The organism is Salimicrobium humidisoli (assembly GCF_002295105.1).
In the GTDB taxonomy this organism is placed as follows: Bacteria; Bacillota; Bacilli; order Bacillales; family Halobacillaceae; genus Salimicrobium; species Salimicrobium humidisoli.
Genome location: NZ_NSGH01000002.1, coordinates 100,280 through 123,595 on the forward strand (window position 1 = coordinate 100,280; position 23,316 = coordinate 123,595).

At 44.5% G+C, this 23,316-nt stretch carries 24 protein-coding genes, 1 pseudogene and 2 other annotated features (1 of these 27 running past the window's edge); all 25 genes and pseudogenes read left to right on the forward strand.

Going from position 1 to position 23,316, the window contains the following annotated elements:
* Positions 1-119 (forward strand) — a binding site (T-box leader) (it extends 105 nt beyond the left edge of the window).
* A gap of 42 nt (positions 120-161) precedes the next feature.
* The 25 genes and pseudogenes from CKW00_RS01835 to yajC all read left to right on the forward strand — a co-directional run bounded on the left by CKW00_RS01835 (position 162) and on the right by yajC (position 22,888).
* Positions 162-2,798: a valine--tRNA ligase gene (locus CKW00_RS01835; RefSeq protein WP_095821122.1), complete on the forward strand. Its 2,637-nt coding sequence runs from the start codon at positions 162-164 to the stop codon at positions 2,796-2,798.
* Between the two features lie 73 nt (positions 2,799-2,871).
* Positions 2,872-4,131: a bifunctional folylpolyglutamate synthase/dihydrofolate synthase gene (locus tag CKW00_RS01840; protein ID WP_095821123.1), complete on the forward strand. Its 1,260-nt coding sequence runs from the start codon at positions 2,872-2,874 to the stop codon at positions 4,129-4,131.
* A 159-nt stretch (positions 4,132-4,290) separates the two neighbouring features.
* Entirely contained in the window at positions 4,291-5,031 is a 741-nt protein-coding gene (locus CKW00_RS01845; protein WP_095821124.1) for a prepilin peptidase, read from the forward strand.
* A gap of 245 nt (positions 5,032-5,276) precedes the next feature.
* Positions 5,277-5,831 carry a RadC family protein gene (radC, locus tag CKW00_RS01850; RefSeq protein ID WP_233129691.1) on the forward strand — a complete coding sequence of 185 codons (555 nt, stop codon included), beginning with the start codon at positions 5,277-5,279 and terminating at the stop codon, positions 5,829-5,831.
* 118 nt (positions 5,832-5,949) lie between these two features.
* Positions 5,950-7,035: a tyrosine-type recombinase/integrase gene (locus tag CKW00_RS01855; protein ID WP_002333499.1), complete on the forward strand. Its 1,086-nt coding sequence runs from the start codon at positions 5,950-5,952 to the stop codon at positions 7,033-7,035.
* On the forward strand, positions 7,032-8,930 hold the full coding sequence (locus tag CKW00_RS01860; protein WP_002333498.1) for a tyrosine-type recombinase/integrase: 1,899 nt from the start codon (positions 7,032-7,034) through the stop codon (positions 8,928-8,930). Before CKW00_RS01855 ends, CKW00_RS01860 begins: the two co-directional genes overlap by 4 nt.
* Positions 8,931-9,308, forward strand: a complete 378-nt coding sequence (locus tag CKW00_RS01865) for a DUF6262 family protein (protein WP_002333497.1) — start codon at positions 8,931-8,933, stop codon at positions 9,306-9,308. It abuts the gene before it with no gap.
* A gap of 317 nt (positions 9,309-9,625) precedes the next feature.
* On the forward strand, positions 9,626-10,429 hold the full coding sequence (gene lnu(G), locus CKW00_RS01870) for a lincosamide nucleotidyltransferase Lnu(G) (RefSeq protein ID WP_002333496.1): 804 nt from the start codon (positions 9,626-9,628) through the stop codon (positions 10,427-10,429).
* A gap of 132 nt (positions 10,430-10,561) precedes the next feature.
* Positions 10,562-10,693 (forward strand): annotated as a pseudogene (locus CKW00_RS01875) (JAB domain-containing protein); the annotation flags it as partial.
* A gap of 133 nt (positions 10,694-10,826) precedes the next feature.
* Positions 10,827-11,867 (forward strand): rod shape-determining protein, encoded by a 1,041-nt coding sequence (locus CKW00_RS01880; protein ID WP_095821125.1) that lies wholly within the window; start codon positions 10,827-10,829, stop codon positions 11,865-11,867.
* 12 nt (positions 11,868-11,879) lie between these two features.
* Positions 11,880-12,752 carry a rod shape-determining protein MreC gene (gene mreC / locus CKW00_RS01885; protein WP_095821126.1) on the forward strand — a complete coding sequence of 291 codons (873 nt, stop codon included), beginning with the start codon at positions 11,880-11,882 and terminating at the stop codon, positions 12,750-12,752.
* Complete coding sequence (gene mreD, locus CKW00_RS01890) at positions 12,749-13,267, forward strand: rod shape-determining protein MreD (protein ID WP_095821127.1); 519 nt, start codon at positions 12,749-12,751, stop codon at positions 13,265-13,267. Before mreC ends, mreD begins: the two co-directional genes overlap by 4 nt.
* A 205-nt stretch (positions 13,268-13,472) precedes the next feature.
* Positions 13,473-13,545: a sequence feature (ribosomal protein L21 leader region), on the forward strand.
* A 13-nt stretch (positions 13,546-13,558) separates the two neighbouring features.
* Positions 13,559-13,867 (forward strand): 50S ribosomal protein L21, encoded by a 309-nt coding sequence (gene rplU, locus CKW00_RS01895; protein WP_095821128.1) that lies wholly within the window; start codon positions 13,559-13,561, stop codon positions 13,865-13,867.
* 11 nt (positions 13,868-13,878) lie between these two features.
* On the forward strand, positions 13,879-14,199 hold the full coding sequence (locus tag CKW00_RS01900; protein ID WP_095821129.1) for a ribosomal-processing cysteine protease Prp: 321 nt from the start codon (positions 13,879-13,881) through the stop codon (positions 14,197-14,199).
* A 14-nt stretch (positions 14,200-14,213) separates the two neighbouring features.
* A complete protein-coding gene (rpmA, locus tag CKW00_RS01905; protein WP_008588663.1) occupies positions 14,214-14,504 on the forward strand; it encodes a 50S ribosomal protein L27 in 291 nt (96 codons plus the stop codon).
* A gap of 423 nt (positions 14,505-14,927) precedes the next feature.
* Complete coding sequence (obgE, locus tag CKW00_RS01910; protein ID WP_095821130.1) at positions 14,928-16,214, forward strand: GTPase ObgE; 1,287 nt, start codon at positions 14,928-14,930, stop codon at positions 16,212-16,214.
* Positions 16,215-16,227: 13 nt separating this feature from the next.
* Positions 16,228-16,677, forward strand: coding sequence for an ACT domain-containing protein (locus CKW00_RS01915; protein WP_008588665.1), 450 nt, complete (start codon positions 16,228-16,230; stop codon positions 16,675-16,677).
* A gap of 18 nt (positions 16,678-16,695) precedes the next feature.
* Positions 16,696-17,568 carry a prephenate dehydratase gene (gene pheA, locus CKW00_RS01920; protein WP_008588666.1) on the forward strand — a complete coding sequence of 291 codons (873 nt, stop codon included), beginning with the start codon at positions 16,696-16,698 and terminating at the stop codon, positions 17,566-17,568.
* A 113-nt stretch (positions 17,569-17,681) separates the two neighbouring features.
* Positions 17,682-18,431, forward strand: a complete 750-nt coding sequence (locus tag CKW00_RS01925) for a YebC/PmpR family DNA-binding transcriptional regulator (protein ID WP_008588667.1) — start codon at positions 17,682-17,684, stop codon at positions 18,429-18,431.
* Between the two features lie 155 nt (positions 18,432-18,586).
* The gene (gene ruvA / locus CKW00_RS01930; RefSeq protein ID WP_076569803.1) at positions 18,587-19,195 is read left to right on the forward strand and encodes a Holliday junction branch migration protein RuvA; all 609 of its coding nucleotides are present in this window, start codon (positions 18,587-18,589) and stop codon (positions 19,193-19,195) included.
* Between the two features lie 16 nt (positions 19,196-19,211).
* A complete protein-coding gene (gene ruvB, locus CKW00_RS01935) occupies positions 19,212-20,216 on the forward strand; it encodes a Holliday junction branch migration DNA helicase RuvB (RefSeq protein WP_095821131.1) in 1,005 nt (334 codons plus the stop codon).
* Positions 20,213-20,413: a DUF2905 domain-containing protein gene (locus CKW00_RS01940; RefSeq protein ID WP_008588670.1), complete on the forward strand. Its 201-nt coding sequence runs from the start codon at positions 20,213-20,215 to the stop codon at positions 20,411-20,413. Before ruvB ends, CKW00_RS01940 begins: the two co-directional genes overlap by 4 nt.
* A gap of 12 nt (positions 20,414-20,425) precedes the next feature.
* Positions 20,426-21,460, forward strand: coding sequence for a tRNA preQ1(34) S-adenosylmethionine ribosyltransferase-isomerase QueA (gene queA / locus CKW00_RS01945; protein ID WP_095821132.1), 1,035 nt, complete (start codon positions 20,426-20,428; stop codon positions 21,458-21,460).
* Between the two features lie 15 nt (positions 21,461-21,475).
* The gene (gene tgt / locus CKW00_RS01950; RefSeq protein ID WP_008588672.1) at positions 21,476-22,612 is read left to right on the forward strand and encodes a tRNA guanosine(34) transglycosylase Tgt; all 1,137 of its coding nucleotides are present in this window, start codon (positions 21,476-21,478) and stop codon (positions 22,610-22,612) included.
* A gap of 15 nt (positions 22,613-22,627) precedes the next feature.
* Positions 22,628-22,888 (forward strand): preprotein translocase subunit YajC, encoded by a 261-nt coding sequence (gene yajC / locus CKW00_RS01955; RefSeq protein ID WP_095821133.1) that lies wholly within the window; start codon positions 22,628-22,630, stop codon positions 22,886-22,888.
* Positions 22,889-23,316 lie beyond the last annotated feature (428 nt).

The window sequence follows — 23,316 nt, forward strand, 5'->3', positions numbered from 1 at the left end:
CTTTTCTGAACTTGATCCAGTAGGAAAAGCCGGACGCGGACCGTTATAACCGAACGAAGAGTACAGAATATATCTGTAAATTAAGGTGGTACCACGGAAAAGACCCTTTCGTCCTTAGCTGGAGGAAAGGGTCTTTTGTATGGACAAGAGGAGGATGAATAATGAAAGATATTGAAATGTCGACCAAATATGACCCGACAGAAGTGGAGAAAGACCGCTATCAGTTCTGGCTTGAAGGAAAATATTTCGAAGCGGAAGGAACGGGTGAAAAAGAACCGTATACAGTCGTAATTCCGCCGCCGAACGTTACCGGTAAATTACACCTTGGGCACGCCTGGGACACGACGCTGCAGGATATTATCACCCGGGTGAAAAGAATGCAGGGCTACGACGTTTTATGGCTGCCCGGAATGGACCACGCCGGAATAGCCACCCAGGCAAAAGTGGAAGCGAAACTGAAAGAACAGGGTACTTCCCGCTATGATCTCGGCCGGGAAAAGTTTCTCGAGAAGTCCTGGGAATGGAAGGGGGAGTATGCCGATTTTATCCGGTCCCAGTGGGAAAAGATGGGACTCGGTCTCGATTACTCCCGTGAACGTTTCACCCTGGACAGCGGACTTTCGGATGCGGTGAAGGAAGTGTTTGTACGTCTCTATGAAAAGGATCTGATATACAGGGGAGAGTATATCATCAACTGGGACCCTGCTACCCAGACGGCTTTATCCGATATAGAGGTGGAATATAAAGAGGTGCAGGGAGCGTTCTACCACATGAGCTATCCGTTGAAGGGCGAAGAGGGATCGATTTCCATTGCTACGACACGGCCGGAAACGATGCTTGGCGATACGGCTATCGCTGTACACCCGGAAGATGAGCGTTACGCGCATCTTATCGGGAAGAAAGCGGTCCTCCCGATCATCGGAAGGGAACTGGAGATTGTGGCGGACGATTATGTAGACAGAGAGTTCGGTTCCGGGGCTGTTAAGATCACCCCTGCCCACGATCCGAATGATTTTGAAATCGGCAACCGTCATAACCTCGAACGTGTTCTGATTATGAATGAAGACGGGACGATGAACGAAAATGCCGGAGTCTATGAAGGGATGGACCGGTTCGACTGCCGTAAACAGCTGGTGAAAGATCTGCAGGAGCAGGGTGTGTTGACTGAAATTGAAGAGCATATGCATTCGGTCGGTCACTCCGAGCGGAGCGGTGCTGTCGTGGAACCTTATTTATCCACACAGTGGTTCGTCGACATGGGACCGCTCGCAGAAGCCGCAGTGGCGCAGCAAAAGACAGATGATAAAGTCAACTTCGTACCGGATCGGTTTGAAAAAACGTATTTGAACTGGATGGAGAATATCAGAGACTGGTGTATTTCCCGTCAGCTGTGGTGGGGTCACCGGATTCCCGCATGGTACCATAAAGAGACCGGGGAAATTTATGTAGGAAAAGAAGCTCCGGAGAATGAAGGAGAATGGGAACAGGACGCGGATGTCCTTGATACATGGTTTTCTTCTGCGTTGTGGCCTTTTTCCACTATGGGTTGGCCGGATGAAGAGAGCGAGGACTTTAAGCGCTATTTCCCTACGAACGCCCTCGTAACCGGTTATGACATCATTTTCTTCTGGGTCAGCCGCATGATTTTCCAGTCGATCGAGTTCACAGACCGGCGTCCTTTTGAAGATGTCCTTATCCACGGCCTCGTCCGTGACGGAGAAGGACGTAAGATGAGTAAATCTCTCGGAAACGGCGTGGATCCGATGGATGTTATTGATAAGTATGGAGCGGATTCACTCCGTTACCTCCTTTCCACCAGCTCTTCCCCGGGACAGGACATGCGTTTCACCTGGGAAAAAGTGGAGTCCACCTGGAACTTTGCGAATAAAATATGGAACGCTTCACGCTTTGCGCTGATGAATATGGGTGACCTGCGCGTGGAGGACATCGATATTACGAAAAACAGGACAGTCGCGGACGAATGGATTTTGACCAGACTCAACGAAACCATCGAGAAGGTGACGAAAAACGTGGACGGGTACGATTTCGGTGAAGCAGGGCGGCACCTTTACAACTTTATCTGGGATGATTTCTGCGACTGGTATATCGAAATGGCCAAACTACCTCTCTACAGTGAGAATGAAGAGCGGATTCACACCACCCGTTCGGTCCTGGCATACACACTTGACCGTATTATGCGCATGCTTCATCCATTCATGCCTTTTATCACAGAAGAGATTTGGCAGCACCTTCCTCATGAAGGACCTTCCATCACGGTGAGTAAATGGCCGCAGGCTGATGAATCATTAAATAATCGTCAGGCTGTTACAGAAATGGAGAGGCTCGTATCCATCATCCGGGCAGTACGCAACATTCGCGCGGAAGTGGACACTCCGATGTCGAAACAGATTAAATTGCTTATTCAGGCGGAGAGCCGGGAAGTCGTCGGGGAGCTTGAAATGAACCGTGATTATCTGGAGAAATTCTGTAATCCGAGCGAGCTTACCATCGATACTGAAGTCGAAGCTCCCGGTAAGGCAATGTCTGCTGTCGTTACAGGTGCTTCTCTTTACCTTCCTCTCGAAGGCCTGATGAATATAGAGGATGAAATTGCCCGTCTTGAGAAAGAACGGAAAAAGTGGGAAGAAGAAGTAAAACGCGTGCAAGGGAAGCTGTCCAACGAGAAATTCGTTTCCAAAGCTCCGGCTCACGTAGTGGAGGCCGAGAAAGAAAAAGAAGCAGACTATCTGGATAAGCGTGCCAAAGTGGAAGCACGTATCGAAGAACTTAAAGCTTAGAAGGGAAAAGGGGCACCGCCAGGCAGGTGCCTTTTTTCATGAAAAGTTACACGGTTGCAGGTGAGGTGTAAAAATGAATAAAGAAGAAGCACTGGAATGGATCCATGGCCGGAGCAAGTTCAAAATCAAGCCCGGACTGGAAAGGATGGAATGGCTGGCGGAAAAACTGGGGCACCCCGAGAAAGCTGTGCCGATCGTACACATAGCAGGAACAAACGGGAAAGGATCGACAACATCATTTTTAAAATATCTATTGATCGAACAGGGGTATTCCGTAGGTACGTTCACTTCCCCCTATATCACTCATTTTAATGAAAGGATAAGTCTGAACGGAGAAGCGATCACCGATGAGGAGCTGATCCGTCTTATATATAAAGTGAAACCGCTTGTGGAAGAGGCGTCCTCTTTGCCGGGAGGGGAACCTACAGAGTTCGAAGTTATAACGGTCATGAGCTTTTTATACTTTCAGGAAAAAAATGTCGATATAGCTATTATTGAAACAGGTCTCGGGGGGCTTTACGATTCGACGAACATTGTAGCCCCTCTTCTGTCTGTCATTACGAATATCGGGTTGGATCATCAGGATATACTCGGGCACAGTTACGGGGAAATTGCCGCCCAGAAAGCAGGGATCATTAAAAGTCACGTCCCCGTAGTCAGCGGGGTGAGGAATCAGGAGGCGAAAAAAGTAATTAAAGAAACCTCACTGAAGCTTCATGCACCTTTATATGAACTGGAAAAAGATTTCTCTGTGGTACAGAAAGAAGCGGAGCAGCAGTTTATATATAATTTCCGGCATGAAGACACGTATGAGCTGTCGATGCTCGGAGCGCACCAGAAAAGAAATGCAGCTCTCGCCGTTACGACGGTGGAAGTGTTGAAGGAGCTCGGATGGAAGATAAGCCGCAGTCTATACGGGAAAGCGCTGAAAGAAACGACTTGGCCCGGAAGAATGGAAATCGTCTCCCGGAATCCATTGACGCTTCTCGATGGTGCCCATAATTACGAAGGAACAGAAGCTCTGGTGGAAACGGTGGAGGAGCTGTACAAAGATAGAAGAATACATGTTATATATGGAGCCGTTGAAGGGAAACCGGCTGCAGAAATGCTCGGGATGCTGAAGAAAACAGCGGCTTCCCTCGCCACCGTTTCTTTCGATTTTCCGAAATCATTGAAGAAAGAAGATTATTGTAATATGAACAGCGACATCCCCTACTTTATGAATCCGGAAGAGGCGTACCGGAGTGTATTGAATTCGGCAGATGCCGGGGATGTGATCCTCTGGACCGGTTCGCTTTATTTTATATCGGAAGTAAGGAAAATGTATACGTAAGGAAGAACCGGGGAGGGAGATGAATCTCTCCCCGGTTCATACATATAACAGTGGACGAGTGACGGAAGGTTCCCTATACTGGGTATAGCACTTGAAATTTTTGAAAATTCATTCAAGAATGACCGGGATGCTGAATACAGATGGAAGAAAGGTGAATACATGACGGCTGTCTTTTTCGTTTTAGGTCTGGTTTTTGGTTCATTTTTTAATGTAGTCGGATTGCGTGCCCCCGCAAAGTCCCTGTTTGCACACTCACGTTCCTACTGCCCGCATTGCTGTAAAGATCTGCATTGGTATGAACTGATACCGCTGTTGTCCTGGCTGTTTTTACGGGGAAAATGCAGCGGCTGCCGGGCCCACATCTCCCTGATGTATCCTGCAATGGAGCTTTTCTCGGGTGCGTACTTCTCTTTCGCTTTTCTGTACCACGGTTTCACTCCCCCTCTTATTTATTCCCTCTTACTCGGTGCTCTCACGCACATTTTCATCGTTTCGGATATAACCAGCATGATACTTCCCTCCTCTGTTCTGATTACATTCTCTCTCTGCTACATGCTTTATTTCCTCATAGATCCTCCCATCTCATACTGGTCGCAGGTAATAGGCGGAGGAGTCGGAGCAGGTGTTACGGCCGGGATCATCCTCCTCAGCAGAGGGGGGATGGGCGGAGGAGACATGAAATTATTCGGTCTGCTCGGTTTCATGATGGGCGTGGAGAAACTTTTCCTTATATTCCTGATTTCCTCTTCACTTGGAGCGCTTACAGGCGGAATGCTTATTATAACGAAAGTGATTTCCGGCAGACAGCCTGTACCGTTTGCGCCTTTTATTTTAACGGGCGCCTGTGTGACCAACTTTTATGGAACACCATTAATAGAATGGTATCTTGGACATTTCTGAGCCACATACATGGAAGTTGCTGGTCGTCTTCAAAATAAACGTGATAAAAAGCTAAATGTAGATACGTTTTTTATATTCTCTGCCTGCCGGTAAAGTAATAGTCATTTCATCTGAGCTTTTTTCAATTTTTCCGGAATAGATGTCGGGTTATTTCATTTACGGTTCTTTTCCTGAAAATGCACGCTCGGGTATAATGACGATACTTAGCCGTGCACGGAGAAGAATTGTCTTAAAGGAGAACTGATTTGGAAAAAGTTATTCATACGAGAGAACAGGGGTCAAGAGAAAAGATGCTTATGTACGGAGCAGAACGGCTCACAGTAAGAGAACTGCTGGCTGTGCTGCTTTCCAAAGGAACGAAAGGGATGCCGATAGAAAGTCTGTCAAGAGAAATTCTCGTGTCTCTGCAGGGTGTGGATGGACTCAGGGAAGCGACTGTGGAAGATCTGACGGCTATCAGGGGCATCGGGGCTGCGAAAGCGATGCAGGTCATCGCAGCTATCGAGTTAGGGAAAAGAGTGTATCGCGAAAAAAGAGAAGAAGGTTATCTGATCCGGAGTCCGGAAGATGGAGCAGAATACGTAATGGAAGAAATGAAACATTTAAAACAGGAACATTTCGTAGCCCTTTTTCTCGATGTCAAAAACCGCGTCCTGGCCAGGCGCACTGTATTCGTCGGGAGCCTGAACAGTTCCATAGTCCACCCGCGGGAAGTATTCAAAGAAGCGGTGAAGAGGTCGGCTGCTTCTATTGTATGCGTACACAACCACCCCTCCGGCGATCCTTTAACCATAGTATAATAAATAATAGTAGTTAAAGTAGTTTAGGAGGAGATGTTAAAGGGAGATTTTACTTTAAATACAAATTAACAAGGTTTATAATTTGTAGTACTTAAAGTGTTTAAAGAGGGGGGAGCGTGTGAGGGTTCAAAGGATAGAAGTGGAGAATAAGCCGTATCCATTGTATTTATTACTAGATAAAGAATACCAGCTAATTGAACCAGTAATGAAATTTATTAAATACTTAGATAACACTGGTAAGTCTCCAAATACCATTAAAGCATACTGCTATCATTTAAAGTTGCTGTATGAGTTCATGGAACAGAGAGGCGTTATTCTTAATGATATTAACTTTGAGTTGTTAGCAGACTTCGTAGGTTGGTTGAGATATCCAACAGCAACAAATGTAATTGATCTTCAGTCAAAAGAAGCCATAAGAGAAGAAACGACAGTGAATACAATTTTAAATGCCGTTATGAGTTTTCTTGATTATTTAAGTAGATTAGGAGAATTTAAATCAATTGATGTATTTAAACAAGCAAAGGGAAGAAATTTCAAAGGATTTTTACATCACGTTAATAAGGGTAGATACCAAAAGAATGTCTTAAAGTTAAGGGTTAAAAAGAAACAGATAAGAACATTGACATCAGAGGAAGTTAAGCAAATTATTGATGCTTGTCATACGAAAAGAGATAAATTAATTTTAATGCTTATGTATGAGGGTGGTTTAAGAATCGGTGAAGTGTTATCGCTTAGGCTTGAAGATATTGCCACTTGGGACAATCAAATCCATTTAACACCTAGAGATGTTAATGTAAATGAAGCTTATATTAAATTAAGGAAGGAAAGAACAATACATGTGAGTAAAGAACTGATGTCACTTTATACAGATTACTTGGTATATGAGTATAGTGAGGAATTGGAGCATGATTATGTTTTTATTTCCTTAAAAGAAGGCTATTTTGGGAAACCACTAAAGTACCAAAGTGTTCTTGATCTAGTTAGAAGAATAGTTAAAAGGACTGGAATAGAATTTACATCGCATATGCTTCGCCACACTCACGCAACGCAGCTAATTAGGGAAGGATGGGATGTTGCGTTCATTCAAAAGAGATTAGGTCACGCACATGTTCAGACAACGTTAAATACCTATGTTCATCTTTCAGATCAGGATATGAAAAATGAGTTTAATAAATACCTTGAGAGAAAGGAGCATAAGAAATGAATGCTTCTAGTAAAAGGAAAATTATCAGTCAGAGTGAGATCAGCAAAAAAATAGCTGTAATGAATGAAGAAATGCAAGGGTTTTGGGCTAATAATAGTTGGGATATAAGAAAATGTCCACATCCTTCTGCCATAGAATTAAGTAAGAATCCTGCTTTAAGAAATCGTTGGGTTCGTTTTGAACGTGTTAAAAATCTGTGGTTAAGAACAGAATTGAAATATTTTTATTTTTACCATTTAAACAATGGAATATGGAATGCAAAAACTGTCTGGATTAGAAAAGGAACAGTAATTAATAAAATGTTAGATTTTTTAGATTTAAAGTATCCCAGCATTACTTCAATTACTGAAGTTCCTATTGAAAAAGCAATGACGGAGTATAGAACATATTTGACAAAACAGGGTGTTAGAATTACTACTACTAATTATAAGATTACTGCTAATCAAGAAAAAACACCTGTAAAAGCTAATTCTTACTATGTTACTAATCTAAAACAATTTATGGAGTTTTATGAGGACTTTTATTTTGATGGGGAGGAGTGGGATAAAGACATTTGGGATAGACGTAAGTTACCTTTGCCAGATGATAAGGTTAATCCGACACAATATGAATATGTAATTAACTTTAAAGGGGTTCGCAATACGTATTTTAAACAACTCGTAAAAAGATATTGTAAATTGAGATTAAATACGGATAGCTTTTCCTATGTATGTGATATCGCCCAAAAACTTAAAGAGTTCTTTAATTTCTTGGACATGAATTTTAAACACGTTCAGAGAATAAACCAATTAACGAGAATGGAAATTGAAGCATATTTAAGCGAATTAAATATGATGGGGATAAAGCCTAGCACAATAAATGGGAGGATCTCTATATTGGAAGGACTATTTAGTACCCTTCTAAGGCTAGAATGGAATGATATTCCTTCCAAGGTGTTAATCTATCCAGAAGACTATCCCAAAATACCGAGAGCAAAACCTCGTTTTATAGATGAATACGTTCTGGAGCAATTGAACAGTCATCTTGATAAATTACCCGAATATATAGCTACGATGACTATGATAGTCCAAGAATGTGGGATGAGGATAAGCGAATTGTGCACCTTGAAAAAAGGTTGTCTATTAGAGGACAAAGATGGAGATTACTTTTTAAAGTATTATCAATGGAAAATGAAAAAGGAGCATATAGTTCCAATATCAAAAGAGGTAGCTTTATTGATTAAAGTTCGGGAAGATAAAGTTTCATGGGAGTTTCCAGATAGTGAATACCTCTTTCCAAGAAAAGATGGATCGCCATTAAAACAAGAAACATTTAGAGACGAGTTAAACAAATTAGCTTATGAGCAAAAAATAGTCGATAAATCAGGCGAGATTTATAGATTCCATGCCCATGCCTTTCGCCATACAGTAGGAACAAGAATGATTAATAACGGAGTACCGCAGCATATTGTACAAAAGTTTTTGGGTCATGAAAGTCCTGAAATGACAAGCAGATATGCTCATATTTTTGATGAAACCCTTAAAGCTGAATTTACAAAATTCAAAGAAAAACTGGTAACTAATAATGGAGATATAATTGAGTTAGATAATGACAATGAAGTCGATGATGTTGATCTTCAATGGTTCAAGAAAAATATTAATGCACAAGTTCTTCCAAATGGTTATTGCCGATTACCAGTAATAGCAGGTTCTTGTCCACACGCCAATGCTTGTTTAGATTGTACTCATTTTTGTACAAGTAAGCAGTTTTTATCGCAGCATGAGGAACAGTTAAATCGTACTGAGGAGTTATTGGCAGTCGCTAAGGAAAAGCAATGGCAAAGGCAAATAGAGACTAATAACCGTGTTAAAGAGCGACTAGAGCAAATAATTGGCAGCCTGAAGGGGATTAGTTAGATGGTTAAACAGGTACGAAATACAGAGGAAATTGTGCGTTTGGCAAAGCAAAAGTCCAGGCGGACTAGAGAAAATGTAGACAAGGTTATCTCTAAACTATCGCTTGAAGGTAAGACTATTAATTTTAACACAGTTGCAAAGGAAGCTAATGTTTCTAAATCATGGCTTTATAAGGAACATGATATTAGGCAAAGGATTGAATCTCTCCGAAAACAGCAAAAAACAGAAAATGTAATATCAAAACCCAAGAAAAGCTCCCGTTCTGAAGAAGTCCTTATTAAAACCTTAAAAACAAGAGTAAAGGAATTAGAAGAGGAAAATATAAGATTAAGGAACCAGATCCAAAAATTATACGGAGATTTGTACATTAGAGAATAGTTAATCTATGAGTTTCACCAACTTGTGCTTTGAACTTTGAAGTGTTAAAATTAATATACTATTAATCGAAAGGAGAGATGGGTGGACAATGAAGAACTAATCTAATTTTTAACAAATGAAATAGTATATTTCAGTTTAAAAACTTAGGATTAGTCTGCCCATTTTTCCATATACTAAATAAATGTAAGACTGAATAGCTAAAAAGGCTAAATAGTTTTATTTGAGTCCTTAAAAAGTGACATGACTAATCCTTCCAACATTATTTGGGAGGATTTTTTATTTCTCCCTGAATCAAAATAAAGAAAGAAGGAATCGAATTGTTAAAACAAAAGGAACTAATGGCAAGGGTTAAGGAACTTGTCCAGTCAGATGAACGAATATCTGCTTGTATGATGTATGGCTCTTTTACAAAAGGAGAGGGAGATCAATACTCTGATATAGAATATTACGTTTTTCTAAAAGATGATACAATTTCCACCTTTGATTCAGCAAAATGGCTAAATGAAGTCGCTTCCTACACTTTACTCTATCAAAATGAGTACGGTACGGAAGTAGTAATTTTTGAAAATCTAATACGTGGTGAATTTCATTTCCTTTCCGAAAACGAAATGAATATTATTCCTTCATTCAAAGAATCAGGCTACATTCCTGACACAAAAGCAATGTTTATTTATGATGAAACAGGACAACTAGAATTGTATTTATCAGAGTTGGAAGGTCCGGGACCAAATAGACTTACAGAAGAAAACGTAAATTTTTTATTGAATAATTTTTCCAACCTATGGTTAATGGGGATTAATGTTCTTAAAAGAGGGGAAAATGCACGTTCACTGGAACTTTTATCTCAATTACAAAAAAATATACTACAACTCATTCGAATTGCGGAAGAAAATGCCGATAATTGGTTTAATATGACAAAGAATCTTGAAAAAGAAATTAGTCCTGAAAACTATGAAAAGTTTAAAAAGACTACTGCCCGATTAAATGAATTAGAACTATATGAAGCCTATAAGAACTCTTTGCTTCTCGTTATGGAACTTCGAAATCTCGTTGAAAAACAGTATCAATTAACCATTAGCGATGATTTTTTAGGCAAACTGTTTAATTATATGAACGAATAAATAAAAAGCCTGTATCTCAAGTGATAACTAAGATACAGGCTTTAATTGTTATTTACTTTAAATACATGTTCTCAAAGTGAAAGTATTGATTTTAATGGATTTTTAATAGTTTACTCTTGATAAAACGTCGCGCCTTCAAGAGAAGATATACAGGTAACCAAACGGATTGCTGAGTGCGGTAAAATCATCGGAATAGAAATGCTTGACCACTTAATAATAGGAGATGGCACGTTTATTTCTTTAAAAGAAAAAGGCTATCTATAACCGCCAACCTCTATCTATTTTATTCGATTTCTCTTATAATTAAATAAGCGTGAAACGAGAAGCGCCATAATGTAAGGTTCCCTTACATCTGGCGCTTGTTCTTATCCATGGTGTTACAGAAAGGAAGATAGTATTGGGTTTTTTTGGACTTTCCAAAGATATAGGTATTGATCTCGGCACGGCTAATACTCTCGTTTTTATGAAGAACAAAGGAGTAGTGATGCGTGAACCTTCCGTAGTAGCTAGAAATGTAAGGACCGGCAGTATAGAAGCGATCGGTCAGGAAGCGTACGTCATGATAGGCCGGACCCCTGAAAATATTAAAGTTATACGACCGATGAGGGACGGGGTGATCGCGGACTACGAAACGACCACAGAGATGGTGAAGTATTACATGCAGAAGTCTTTGAAAAACGGTTCTTCGTTTGCGGGCAAGCCCAATGTGATAATATGTGTTCCTTATGGAATCACGTCGGTGGAAGAACGTGCTGTTATCGATGCGACAAAGCAGGCGGGCGCAAAAGAGGCTTTTACAATCGAAGAACCTTTTGCGGCAGCCATCGGTGCAGGACTGCCGGTGTGGGATCCTACCGGCAGTATGATTGTCGACATAGGCGGAGGAACGACGGAGGTTGCGGTCATGTCTCTGGGCGGCATCGTGACCAGCCAGTCCATAAGAATAGCCGGAGATGAAATGGATGAAGCGATCACGAATTTCATCCGTAAAACTCATAACCTGATGGTGGGAGAGCGAACGGCCGAGGAAATTAAATTCACTATCGGTGCAGCTATGAACCTTGGAGAGACAGAAGGGATGGAAATCAGAGGCAGAGATCTGCTGACCGGTTTCCCGAGAACCATTACCGTGTATCCGGAAGAAATTTCGGAGGCGCTCTCCGGAACGATTTCTTCCATCGGTGAAGCCGTGCGGGCTACGCTGGAGAAAACTCCTCCGGAACTGGCTGCCGACATAATGGAACGGGGAATCGTCCTTACCGGAGGCGGGGCGCTGCTCAAAGGGCTTGACAGAGTGCTCAGCGAAGAAACGGGATTGCCCGTCTTCATAGCTGATGAGCCTCTGGATTGTGTGGCTATAGGCACCGGACATTCCCTGGACTATATGAAATATTTCAAATCCCGTCCGAACGTCGCAGACCAAAGTCAAAGAGATTAGGAATGAGAGCCCATGCCTTCATTTTTTAGAAGAAAAATACTTATACTGGTACTTGTAGCCTTTATTATTTTTGTGACACTGATCGGTTTTTCTATAAGGGAAAGAGAAAATATCTCGGCCCCCGAGAGGTTTATACTGGATACCACAGGAGTGCTGCAGTCCATCATCCATACACCGGTGGAGTGGGTGGATAATTCCATTGAAACTTTCCAGGATGTGCTCCGGGTATACGAACAGAACGAAGTGCTGAAGGAAAGACTTGCAGAGTACGAAGGCCTGATTGTAGAGAATCAGGAACTGGAAGAAGAAATCGAAGAGCTTCGGGGGACGACGGAACGGGCGGAAGGTCTTGAGAAATATTCACCGGTCCAGGCAAGCGTCATCGCGAGAAGTCCGGAAAGATGGTTTGAGCAGGTTACGATCAACCGCGGTTCCAAACATGGAATCGAGAAAGACATGGCCGTAATCACGAAGGAAGGTCTTATCGGTAAGATCCAGTCTACAGCCGCTTTTCACTCTACCGTGAAATTGTTGAGCGGATTTGATACGTCGAACAAAATCTCTTCCTGGGTAGTGAAGAAAAACGGAGATAATGTCTTCGGCCTTGTAGAGGGTTATGATGAAGAGTCAGGACGACTCCTGCTCGGCGGTATAAATCTTGACGTGAAATTGAAAAAAGGGGAGAAAGTTATCTCTACCGGCCTCGGCGGTGTCTTCCCGAGCAGACTCCAAATCGGCACGGTGGATGAAGTGAAAAATGATGAATATGGATTGACGAAAACCGCTTATATTGAGCCGGCCGCTGACCTTTATGAGGTCAACCAGGTAATTATTACCAGACGTTCCGATCAGAATGATAAAGAGAGTCAGGAAGAAAACTCATGAAAACTGTCAGACTCTCAATCCTCGTTCTGCTGTTTATCGTTCTGGAAGGAACGATCGTCAATCTTTTTTCCGGCTCCCTTATACGGGGGGAGACTGTTATGACCCCGCAATGGACTCTTGTTTTCCTTCTTCTTATGAGTCTTTTCTATGATTCCAATGATACTTACCGGACGCTCTGGTACGCCCTCGTGGCGGGATTATTTATGGATGTAGCCTATACCGGTGTCATCGGAGTACATATGCTCGTCTATGCGGTAGTGGTTTATACCACACACGGGCTGAATAAACTTTTCCACACCAATTTTCCGGTCGTAACGCTGCTTGTTCTTGCAGGTGTTTCGTTCGCAGATACTCTTTTGTACGTGTTCTACTCTGCACTCGAGGTCGCTGAGGGAAATTTTCTGCAGTTTATACTTCAACGACTGGGCCCTGCGTTACTCGTGAATCTGATAGTCTTCCTGCTTCTTTACCTGATTTTCAAAAACGTGCTGGTGAAATGGCGGAAGTATTCCTAATGGATTAGGGTGAGGATCGGAGCCACGGACTTTGAATTTTCCGGAGTTGATTTCTGTCGTTTTTCATTGCTTTTATACTTCCGGTTTAGTAAAATTTACTGCGGGCTTTACAGAGGGCCCGCAATAGCAGTAGCCGTCATTCAGATGATTGATTGACATGGGGTTTCCGGTTGTGATAACATTAGTTTGTTAATCTTGTAGCACTTCACTGCTACAACCGCTCAGGACAGGTCATAAACCATGAATGTGGTACCTGGATGGCGAGTCTTAGTTTAATGAGGAGGTGCACGTATGTACGCAATTATTGAAACTGGTGGAAAACAGGTTAAAGTAGAAGAAGGCCAGGAAGTCTACGTTGAGAAACTGAACGCTGCCGATGGGGAGTCCGTAACTTTCGACAAAGTATTGTTCGTCGGTGGAGACAACTCCAAAGTAGGCGCTCCATTTGTAGATGGTGCTTCTGTAACGGCTAAAGTAGCCAAGCATGGTCGTCAGAAAAAGATTACCGTGTTCAAATACAAGCCGAAGAAGAACTACAAGCGTAAACAGGGTCATCGTCAGCCTTATACAAAAGTCGTTATCGACAAAATCGACGCGTAAGGGTTGAAGATATGATTACAGCAAAAATTCTTTCCTCGGACCAGCGTATTCTCGGATTTGAAATTTCCGGTCATGCAGAGAGCGGTCCTTATGGACATGATCTCGTATGTGCTGCAGTATCGGCTGTTTCTTTCGGTGCAGCCAATGCATTGATGGAAGTGGCAGACTGCGAACCGGAAATAGTCCAGGGCGGTGAAGGTGGCTACCTTAAAGTCATTCTTACCGGGAAAGATAAAGAAGAGGAAAAAGCACTGACCCTCCTGGAGGGGCTGCTTATTTCCCTGAGAACTATCGAACAGGATTATTCTCAATATATTACAATCATAAACTGAAGGAGGTGGAATTCATGCTACGTCTAGATCTGCAATTTTTCTCCCAGAAAAAAGGTCAGGGAAGCTCTAAAAACGGACGCGACTCCGAGAGTAAGCGTCTTGGGGCTAAGCGTGCTGACGGCCAGTCAGTAACGAGCGGTTCCATTCTTTACCGTCAACGCGGCACTAAAATCTACCCGGGTACAAACGTGGGTATCGGTGGCGATGACACACTTTTCGCTAAAGCAGACGGGGTTGTAAAATTCGAACGTTACGGTCGCGATCGTAAAAAAGTCAGCGTATACCCTGCAGCACAAGAAGCGTAAATTGCTATAAGAAGATGAAGCCACGCCGTGCTTTTTGCATGGACGTGGTTTTTTCTTTATCAGTACGGTATCTGTTCCCCCATAGAATCATAAGGTTGATTCTGCTATAATTCTTAATAATATTTAAAGGTGCAGATGAAGAAAGCCGCTTTTTTCACTGTCACGGTAATGGGTGAATCAAGTTCAATTTCCGAACGAAAACATGCTCAAGAAATAATTCGAAAAGTATGTCGGGTTTGTACAGGGGGGGTCTGCCAGTTGAACTGGGCCCGTTCTTGTATCGGGAACTGAGGTTGATTTATCGAACCGGGCAGGGAGAAAGGTACTTCCGTGCTGCGAAGATATTGTGGATAAGCGTCAGTTTTGATAAGCAAGCATCCGTAAAGGATAGGCGAAAGACTGAATTGAAGAGGTGAAAAATATATGTTTGTCGATCAGGTGAAAATATATGTAAAAGCGGGAGATGGGGGTAACGGCCTCGTCGCCTATCGCAGAGAGAAATATGTTCCGAGAGGCGGTCCTGCAGGCGGAGACGGCGGCCGGGGCGGAGACGTGGTTTTCGAAGTGGATGAGGGTTTGAACACGCTCATGGACTTCCGTTACCAGCGTCACTTCAAGGCCCGACGTGGCGAAAACGGTATGAACCAGAAGAAACACGGGAAAAATGCTGATGATCTTGTAGTCCCGGTACCCCCGGGCACTACCGTCCGGAATGCGGCTACCGGCGAACTGATAGCAGATTTGCTGGAGCACAAGCAGCGGGCTGTCATTGCTGCAGGCGGGCGTGGCGGCCGTGGAAATGCCAAATTTGCGACTGCCAGAAACCGTGCACCGGAAATCTCCGAGAATGGTACGCTCGGAGTGGAACTCGACGTCCAGTTAGAGCTGAAACTGCTGGCGGATGTCGGGCTGGTAGGTTTTCCGAGTGTAGGTAAGTCCACGTTCCTTTCCACCGTTACTGCCGCGAAGCCGAAAGTGGCCGACTATCACTTCACTACCCTGAATCCTAATCTTGGTGTAGTGGAAACGAAGGATGGACGCAGTTTCGTTATGGCCGATCTTCCGGGTCTTATCGAAGGGGCGCACGAAGGTGTAGGACTGGGACATCAATTCCTCAGGCACATCGAGCGGACCAGAGTAATACTGCACGTTATAGATATGTCGGGGATGGAAGCGCGAGATCCTTACGAAGATTACGTAGCTATCAATCACGAACTCGCCTCCTATGATGAAAGTCTTAAAGACAGGCCTCAAATAGTGATTGCCAATAAAATGGATTTGCCCGATTCGGAAGAAAATCTGGAAAAATTCCGTGCCGAAACCGAAAAGGAAAACTTGCGGATCTATCCTCTTTCTGCGATTACCAGAAGCGGATTGGATGAAATCCTTTACGCAGTGGCGGATGAACTGGACCGGATTCCTAAAGAAGTGAAAGAGGAAGTTACTACGGAAAACAGAGTTCTGTATAAATATGAGAAAGAAGCACCTGCCTTTCATATTACGAGAGATGATGATGGGGCTTACGTACTTTATGGAGAGAAGATAGAGTCGCTTTTCCGCCGGACGAACTTCGATCACGACCAGGCTGTCAACCGGTTCGCACAGCAGATGCGCAGCATGGGTGTGGATGAGGCCCTCCGGAAGAAAGGGGCCGAACACGGCGATACGATTCGCCTGCTTGAATTTGAATTTGAATTTGTAGACGGTTAACGGGGGTGAAGTCATGGCAGATTACAGCGAGAAATTTTATCTGGTACGAAGTGATATACTTCCGGAAGCGATGAAAAAAACACTTGATGTGAAAGCCATGCTCGAGCGTGGAAAAGCCGAGTCCATATACGAAGCTGTCCGCGACGTCGGTTTATCACGAAGCGCTTATTATAAATACAAGGATGCTGTTTACCCATTCCAGACGATGGTAAAAGAACAGATCGTTACACTGTTTTTTCACCTGGAAGATCAGAAGGGGAGTCTTTCGAACCTGCTTGCAGTGGCTGCCGGGTTCGGGTGCAACGTACTCACGATACACCAGACGATCCCTATCCAGGGAAAGGCGAATGTTACCCTGTCGCTTAATACGGCGGGGATGACGGAGGAGATGAACAGTCTGATGCAGGATATGCAGGGACTTTCCTTCGTCGATAATGTGGAAGTTTTAAGTTCCGGTGCTTAACAATGGAGGGGTGATAGAATGGAGACGCAAAAGATAGGGTATCTGGGACCGAAGGGTACTTTTACGAAAATGGCGGTGGATTCTTTGTTCGACGGCGGGGAGTTTGTAAGCTTCGATACCATCCCTGCCTGTCTTGATGCAGTAGAAGCGGGAGAAATCGATACGGGGGTCGTCCCGCTTGAAAATGCGATCGAAGGATCCGTTCATCTTACCATCGATTATTTGATCCATCAGGTGAACCAGGCGATTATAGCAGAGCTTACTGTTCCCATACGTCAGCACCTGCTGACGCATCCGGAGTATGACGAACACGACATAACCGAAATTCATTCTCACAGTCATGCGATTGCCCAGTGCCATCAGTATTTGCACAAGCATTATCCGGAAGCGGCAATCCATTATACTGCTTCTACGGGGCGGGCAGCCGAAATCGTCAGGGAAAAAGGTGTGCACGCAGCGGCTATCGGTAATCATCTGGCTGCCGAAATGAACGGGCTGAATATTCTGGAAGGTAACATTCATGATTATGACAACAATCACACGAGGTTCGCTGTAGTGCAAAAAGAGCCGAAAACGTTGAAAGTGAAAGATCAGCCTGTGAAAAAACACAAAACTACCGTAATGGTCACTCTCCCTCAGGACTACGTTGGAGCGCTTCATCAGGTTCTCGCTGCTTTTGCCTGGAGAAAAATGAACTTGTCGAAGATCGAGTCACGCCCTATGAAGACGGGTCTCGGCAATTATTTCTTCCTTGTGGACGTGGACCAGCCGTATGATCAGGTACTCTTCCCGGGAGTACAGCAGGAGTTGGAAGCACTTGGCTGCAGACTTAAAGTCCTCGGCACGTATCCAAGTTATGAAATTGAAACTTCTTCTCCCGTAATGAAGTAAAACGTGCCTTCCGAGGCACGTTTTTTAATGAAAAAGTGTACAGTTTTGACAGAGGAATGAATTTTGATATAGTTATTAAAGGAAAAAACTTGATTTGGAGAGGAGAATGCACCATGGCCGGTCATTCAAAATGGAGTAACATTAAACATCGTAAAGGTGCTCAGGATGCGAAACGGGGAAAACTTTTCCAGAAGCTGGCTCGCCAAATCTTCGTTGCTGCAAAACAGGGAGATCCGGATCCGGAGATGAACCCGGATTTGCGGTTAGCTATAGAAAAAGCCAGATCGAATAATATGCCGAAAGATAATATCGACAGAGCCGTAAAAAAAGCTAAGGGCGATGTCGGAGGAAATGAATACGAAGACGTCGTGTATGAAGGATATGGTCCCGGAGGAGTCGCCGTCATGGTCAACGTGCTGACAGACAATAAAAACAGAACGGCTCCCGAAGTCCGTCACGCCTTCAGTAAACATGGAGGGAATTTGGGGGAAAACGGGTGCGTTTCCTTTATGTTCGACAGAAAAGGATTCATCACCATCGACCGCTCCGCCACGGAAGTGGAAGAGGATGATATTATGCTTGAAGCGATCGAAGCGGGTGCAGATGAGCTTGAGACTACGGATGACTTTTTTGAAATATATACGGAACCCGAAAATTTTCAAAATGTAAAACACGCGCTGGAAGCTTATCCTGTGCAGACAGCTGAAGTGACTATGATTCCTCAGACTTACACTCCTCTGGAGGAGGAAGAGACTGTGGAGCAAATGCTGAAGCTCATTGATATGCTCGAAGATAATGACGACGTTCAGGATATCTGGCATAACCTTGATGCCGATCAGGAAGTACTGGAGAAGCTGACCTGAATTCGTCGTTGGAAAGAGTGGTTTTCTTTACATTTAAAGGAAATCACTCTTTTTGTATAGAAATATCTACAGACGCAACGTCATCACTTTTTCTCATACGAACGTGTGTATGTATGTTATAATATCAGGGACAACGCAGGAATGGAGCGAAATGAATGATTGCATACGTTAAGGGTACATTGACAGCGGTAGAAGAAGAAACCATTAATGTGGAAGTTCAAGGTCTTGGCTATGAAGTTTATTGTGCCAACCCTTTTTATTTTGAAACGAAACTCGGGGAAGAAGTGAAAATATATACATACCATCACGTGCGGGAAGACGCTCAAATTCTTTTCGGTTTCCCGAAAAAAGAAGATAAACGACTGTTTGCCAGGCTGCTCAGCGTTTCGGGAATCGGACCAAAAGGGGCGCTGGCCATTCTTGGCGGAGTGAGCGTATCGGATTTCATCAGTGCCATTGAACGGGAAGATGATAAATATCTGACTAAATTTCCCGGGGTCGGAAAGAAAACCGCCAGACAGATGATTCTGGATCTGAAAGGGAAACTGGTCGACTGGCTGCCCGAGGAAGAGAATGAAGCGACCATCTTCTATACCAAAGCAAGAGCCGATCAGTCGCTTATTGCGGAAGCACTGGAGGCACTGGAAGCTCTGGGTTATTCGGATAAGGAACTAAGGTCGATAAAGCCCGAACTTCAGACGATGGAAGCGGACCGGGTGGATGATTACGTAAGACAGGGACTGCAGTTACTACTGAAGACATAGAAAGGAGCAACATCCTATGGAAGATCGGATCATTTCCGGGGAACAGCAGGGAAGAGAAGATGAAATCGAACAAAGTTTAAGACCTGAACTTCTCTCCCAGTATATCGGTCAGGAAAAAACGAAACACAATCTCAGTATATTTATAGAGGCTGCGAAAATGCGGGAAGAACCTCTGGATCATACGTTGCTTTATGGACCGCCGGGCCTTGGTAAAACAACGCTTGCCTCCATAATCGCCAACGAAATGGAAGTGCAGTTTCGGACGACTTCCGGTCCGGCCGTAGAAAGAGCCGGAGATCTTGCGGCCATCCTTTCTTCGCTCGAGGCGGGGGATGTTCTGTTTATCGACGAAATTCATCGCCTTCCGCGTTCCGTGGAGGAGGTGCTGTATCCGGCAATGGAAGACTTCTGTCTTGATATTGTGGTCGGCACCGGTCCGAGCGCGAGATCCGTCCGTCTCGACCTGCCGCCGTTCACTCTCGTGGGAGCCACCACCAGGGCAGGACTGCTGTCGGCTCCGCTCCGTGACCGGTTCGGGGTGCATGGCCGGCTTGAATTCTATTCGAACGAAGCTCTTTCCGACATCATCAGAAGAACGGCGGAAATTTTCAATGTAACGATAGATGAAGAAGCCTCGGACGAAATTGCCAGCCGCTCCCGGGGCACTCCGAGGATTGCCAACCGTCTGCTGAAACGCGTACGGGATATAGCCCAGGTGAAAGGGGAAAGTGAAATTTCTCTTGCTACTGCCCGTGAAGCGCTCGGTATGCTGCAGGTGGATGAAGACGGGCTGGATCACATCGATCACAAACTCCTTCTTGCGCTGATGGACTCTTTCCGCGGGGGACCTGTCGGTGTTGATACGATGGCGGCCACCATCGGAGAAGAATCCCAGACTATCGAAGATGTGTATGAACCTTTCCTGTTACAGAAAGGGTACATACAGAGAACGCCGAGGGGCCGGACGGCTACTCCTAAAACTTACATGCACTTTGACCGGGAGACGCCCGGAGGGACATGAACGAGTTCAGTAAAATCTTTATCATTATCGGCATCGTTTTTCTTTTGTTTGGAATCATTGGAGCCTTTATCGGTAAACTTCCGGGAGATCTGATTTTTAAGAAGGGAAATACGACTTTTTATTTTCCGGTAATGACGTCGATCGTCGTGAGCATTATTTTGTCTTTAATATTTTATATAGTCAGCAGATTGAAGTGAGGTTGAAGGATAATGACAACAGATATCAATGAATACGATTTTGAACTGCCGGAAGAACTCATCGCCCAGACGCCGCTTAAGGATCGGGATTCTTCCCGTCTTATGGTTCTTAACACGGAAGCAGAAAAGATAGAACACCGGGTATTCTCGGATGTGAAAGATTATCTCCACCCCGGAGACTGTCTCGTTTTGAACGATACAAAAGTACTTCCTGCGCGGCTGTATGGCGTGAAAGAAGATACGGGAGGAAAAGTGGAAGTGCTTCTTCTTCATCAGCGCGAAGGCGACGAATGGGAAGTACTGATGAAGCCTGCCAAAAAAGTGAAGGAAGGTACGGAACTCACCTTTGGTGACGGACGACTGAAAGCCGTTTGTACAAAAGAGCTGGAGCATGGCGGGAGAATCGTCGAGTTTTCTTACGAGGGCATCTTCCTTGAAGTGCTGGATTCTCTCGGAGAAATGCCACTCCCTCCGTACATTACCGAGCAACTGGAAGACCGTGACCGTTACCAGACGGTTTATGCAAAAGAAGAGGGATCGGCTGCTGCGCCCACGGCCGGTCTTCATTTTACGGAAAGGCTGCTCCGGGAATTGGAGGAGTCGGGGGTTGAACTAGTATATCTCACTTTGCACGTAGGCCTCGGAACGTTCAGACCGGTGAGTGTGGAGAACGTAGAAGAACACGACATGCATGCAGAGTTTTATACCCTGGGGGAAGACTCAGCCGGGACGCTAAATCGTATAAGGGAAAACGGTGGGCGCATCATTTCGGTAGGTACGACGTCTACCCGGACGCTTGAGACGATCTACCGGGAACATCAGCGGTTTGTGGCGCAGAGCGGGTGGACGGACATTTTCATCTATCCTCCGCACCAGGTGGAATCAATCGATGGACTCGTGACGAATTTCCATCTTCCGAAGTCCACGCTGATTATGCTTGTGAGTGCGATTGCCGGCAGAGAATTCATACTGGAAGCCTATCGCAGGGCGGTGACAAAGAGATACCGTTTCTTCAGTTTCGGGGATGCAATGCTAATTTTAAAGTAGGAGTGGAAGATACAGATGGCAGTAACATATGAACATATAAAAACATGTAAGCAGACAGGTGCAAGGTTAGGGAAGGTCCATACTCCTCACGGAACGTTCGAAACCCCTGCGTTCATGCCTGTAGGTACGTTAGCGACCGTTAAGACGATGAGTCCGGAAGAGCTTGAGTCCATGGGGGCCGGTATGATTCTTTCGAACACTTATCATCTCTGGCTGCGTCCGGGAGCGGATATCGTCGAAGAGGCCGGGGGTCTTCACAAATTTATGAACTGGAAAGGTTCTATCCTTACAGATTCGGGAGGTTTCCAGGTTTTCAGTCTCAGTGATCTGAGAAAAATCGAAGAGGAAGGCGTCCATTTCCGTAACCATATAAGCGGGGAAAAGCTGTTCCTTTCTCCGGAGAAAGCGATGCACATACAGAATCAGCTCGGCGCGGATATTATGATGGCATTTGATGAATGCCCGCCTTACCCTGCAGAACATAAGTATATGAAGGATTCCGTAGAGAGGACGAGCCGCTGGGCGGAGCGCTGTTTGTCGGCTCATAAACGTCCCCACGATCAGGGCCTGTTCGGTATCGTTCAGGGCGGGGAATACGAAGATCTGCGGAAACAGAGTGCGCGTGATCTTACATCGCTGGACTTCCCCGGGTATGCGATCGGCGGTCTGTCGGTCGGGGAACCGAAAGATGTAATGAACAGGATGCTTGAATCGACGACTCCTTTGCTGCCTACAGATAAGCCGAGATATCTCATGGGCGTAGGATCCCCTGATTCCCTGGTGGATGGTGCAATACGGGGGATCGACATGTTCGACTGTGTGCTTCCGACACGCATAGCCCGTAACGGTACCTGTATGACGTCTAACGGACGTCTGGTCGTCCGTAACGCTAAATTCGCCCGTGATTTCGGGCCGATCGACGAAAATTGTGATTGTCATACGTGTCGTAACTATTCGAGAGCTTATATCCGTCACCTCGTAAAATCGAACGAAACGTTCGGAATCAGACTTACTACTTATCATAACCTGTATTTTCTGTTAAAATTGATGAGGCAAGTGCGAGAAGCCATTAAAGAAGACAGACTCGGAGATTTCCGTGAAGAATTCTTTGAACAATATGGTTTCAACAGGCCAGATGCGAAAAACTTTTAGGGGGGGAAGACAGAGATGGAAACATTGATAGGGCTACTGCCTATTATTTTAATGTTTGTTATCTTTTACTTTTTGCTGATTCGTCCTCAACAGAAAAAGCAAAAACAAGTGCAGCAGATGCAATCCGAACTGCAAAAAGGTGATGAAATCATTACAATCGGCGGCATTCATGGTACGATTCACGCGCTTGACGAAGGCACCGTCGTCGTTACGGTTAACGATGGCTCTTCGTTGAAGATGGATCGTTCCTCAGTCAGAGAAAGAAAGAACGACTAAGACCCGGTAAATGAAAGACGGCTTATAACAGAAGCCGGATTTTATCGATACCTGAGGAAAAAGAGTGATTCCTGCATTAGGCCGGGAGTCACTCTTTGTTTTTTATTGTGAGGGTATGTTTTGGAATTCTTTCGACTTAAAACTGCCTGTAACAATCTGACCATTCAGTACAGTTTTTCAATGAATAGCGTGTTCATCTTCTCAAAGAAATGATTTTCCGCTACAATAGATTATATGCTTGTACATATAGGCCGGCGCCTCTGTGGTTCGCGGAGGGTGTACGCTTATCTGCCCTCTTTTTAAGGACGGGAGGATATTATGAAAGCACGGGCGGACAATGGTGAAACAGTGATAATATATTGATGAAAAAGGTATGCAATGCAAGCAGGGGCTGCTTTTGTGAATCAAAGAAAGTCCCGTACGATTGA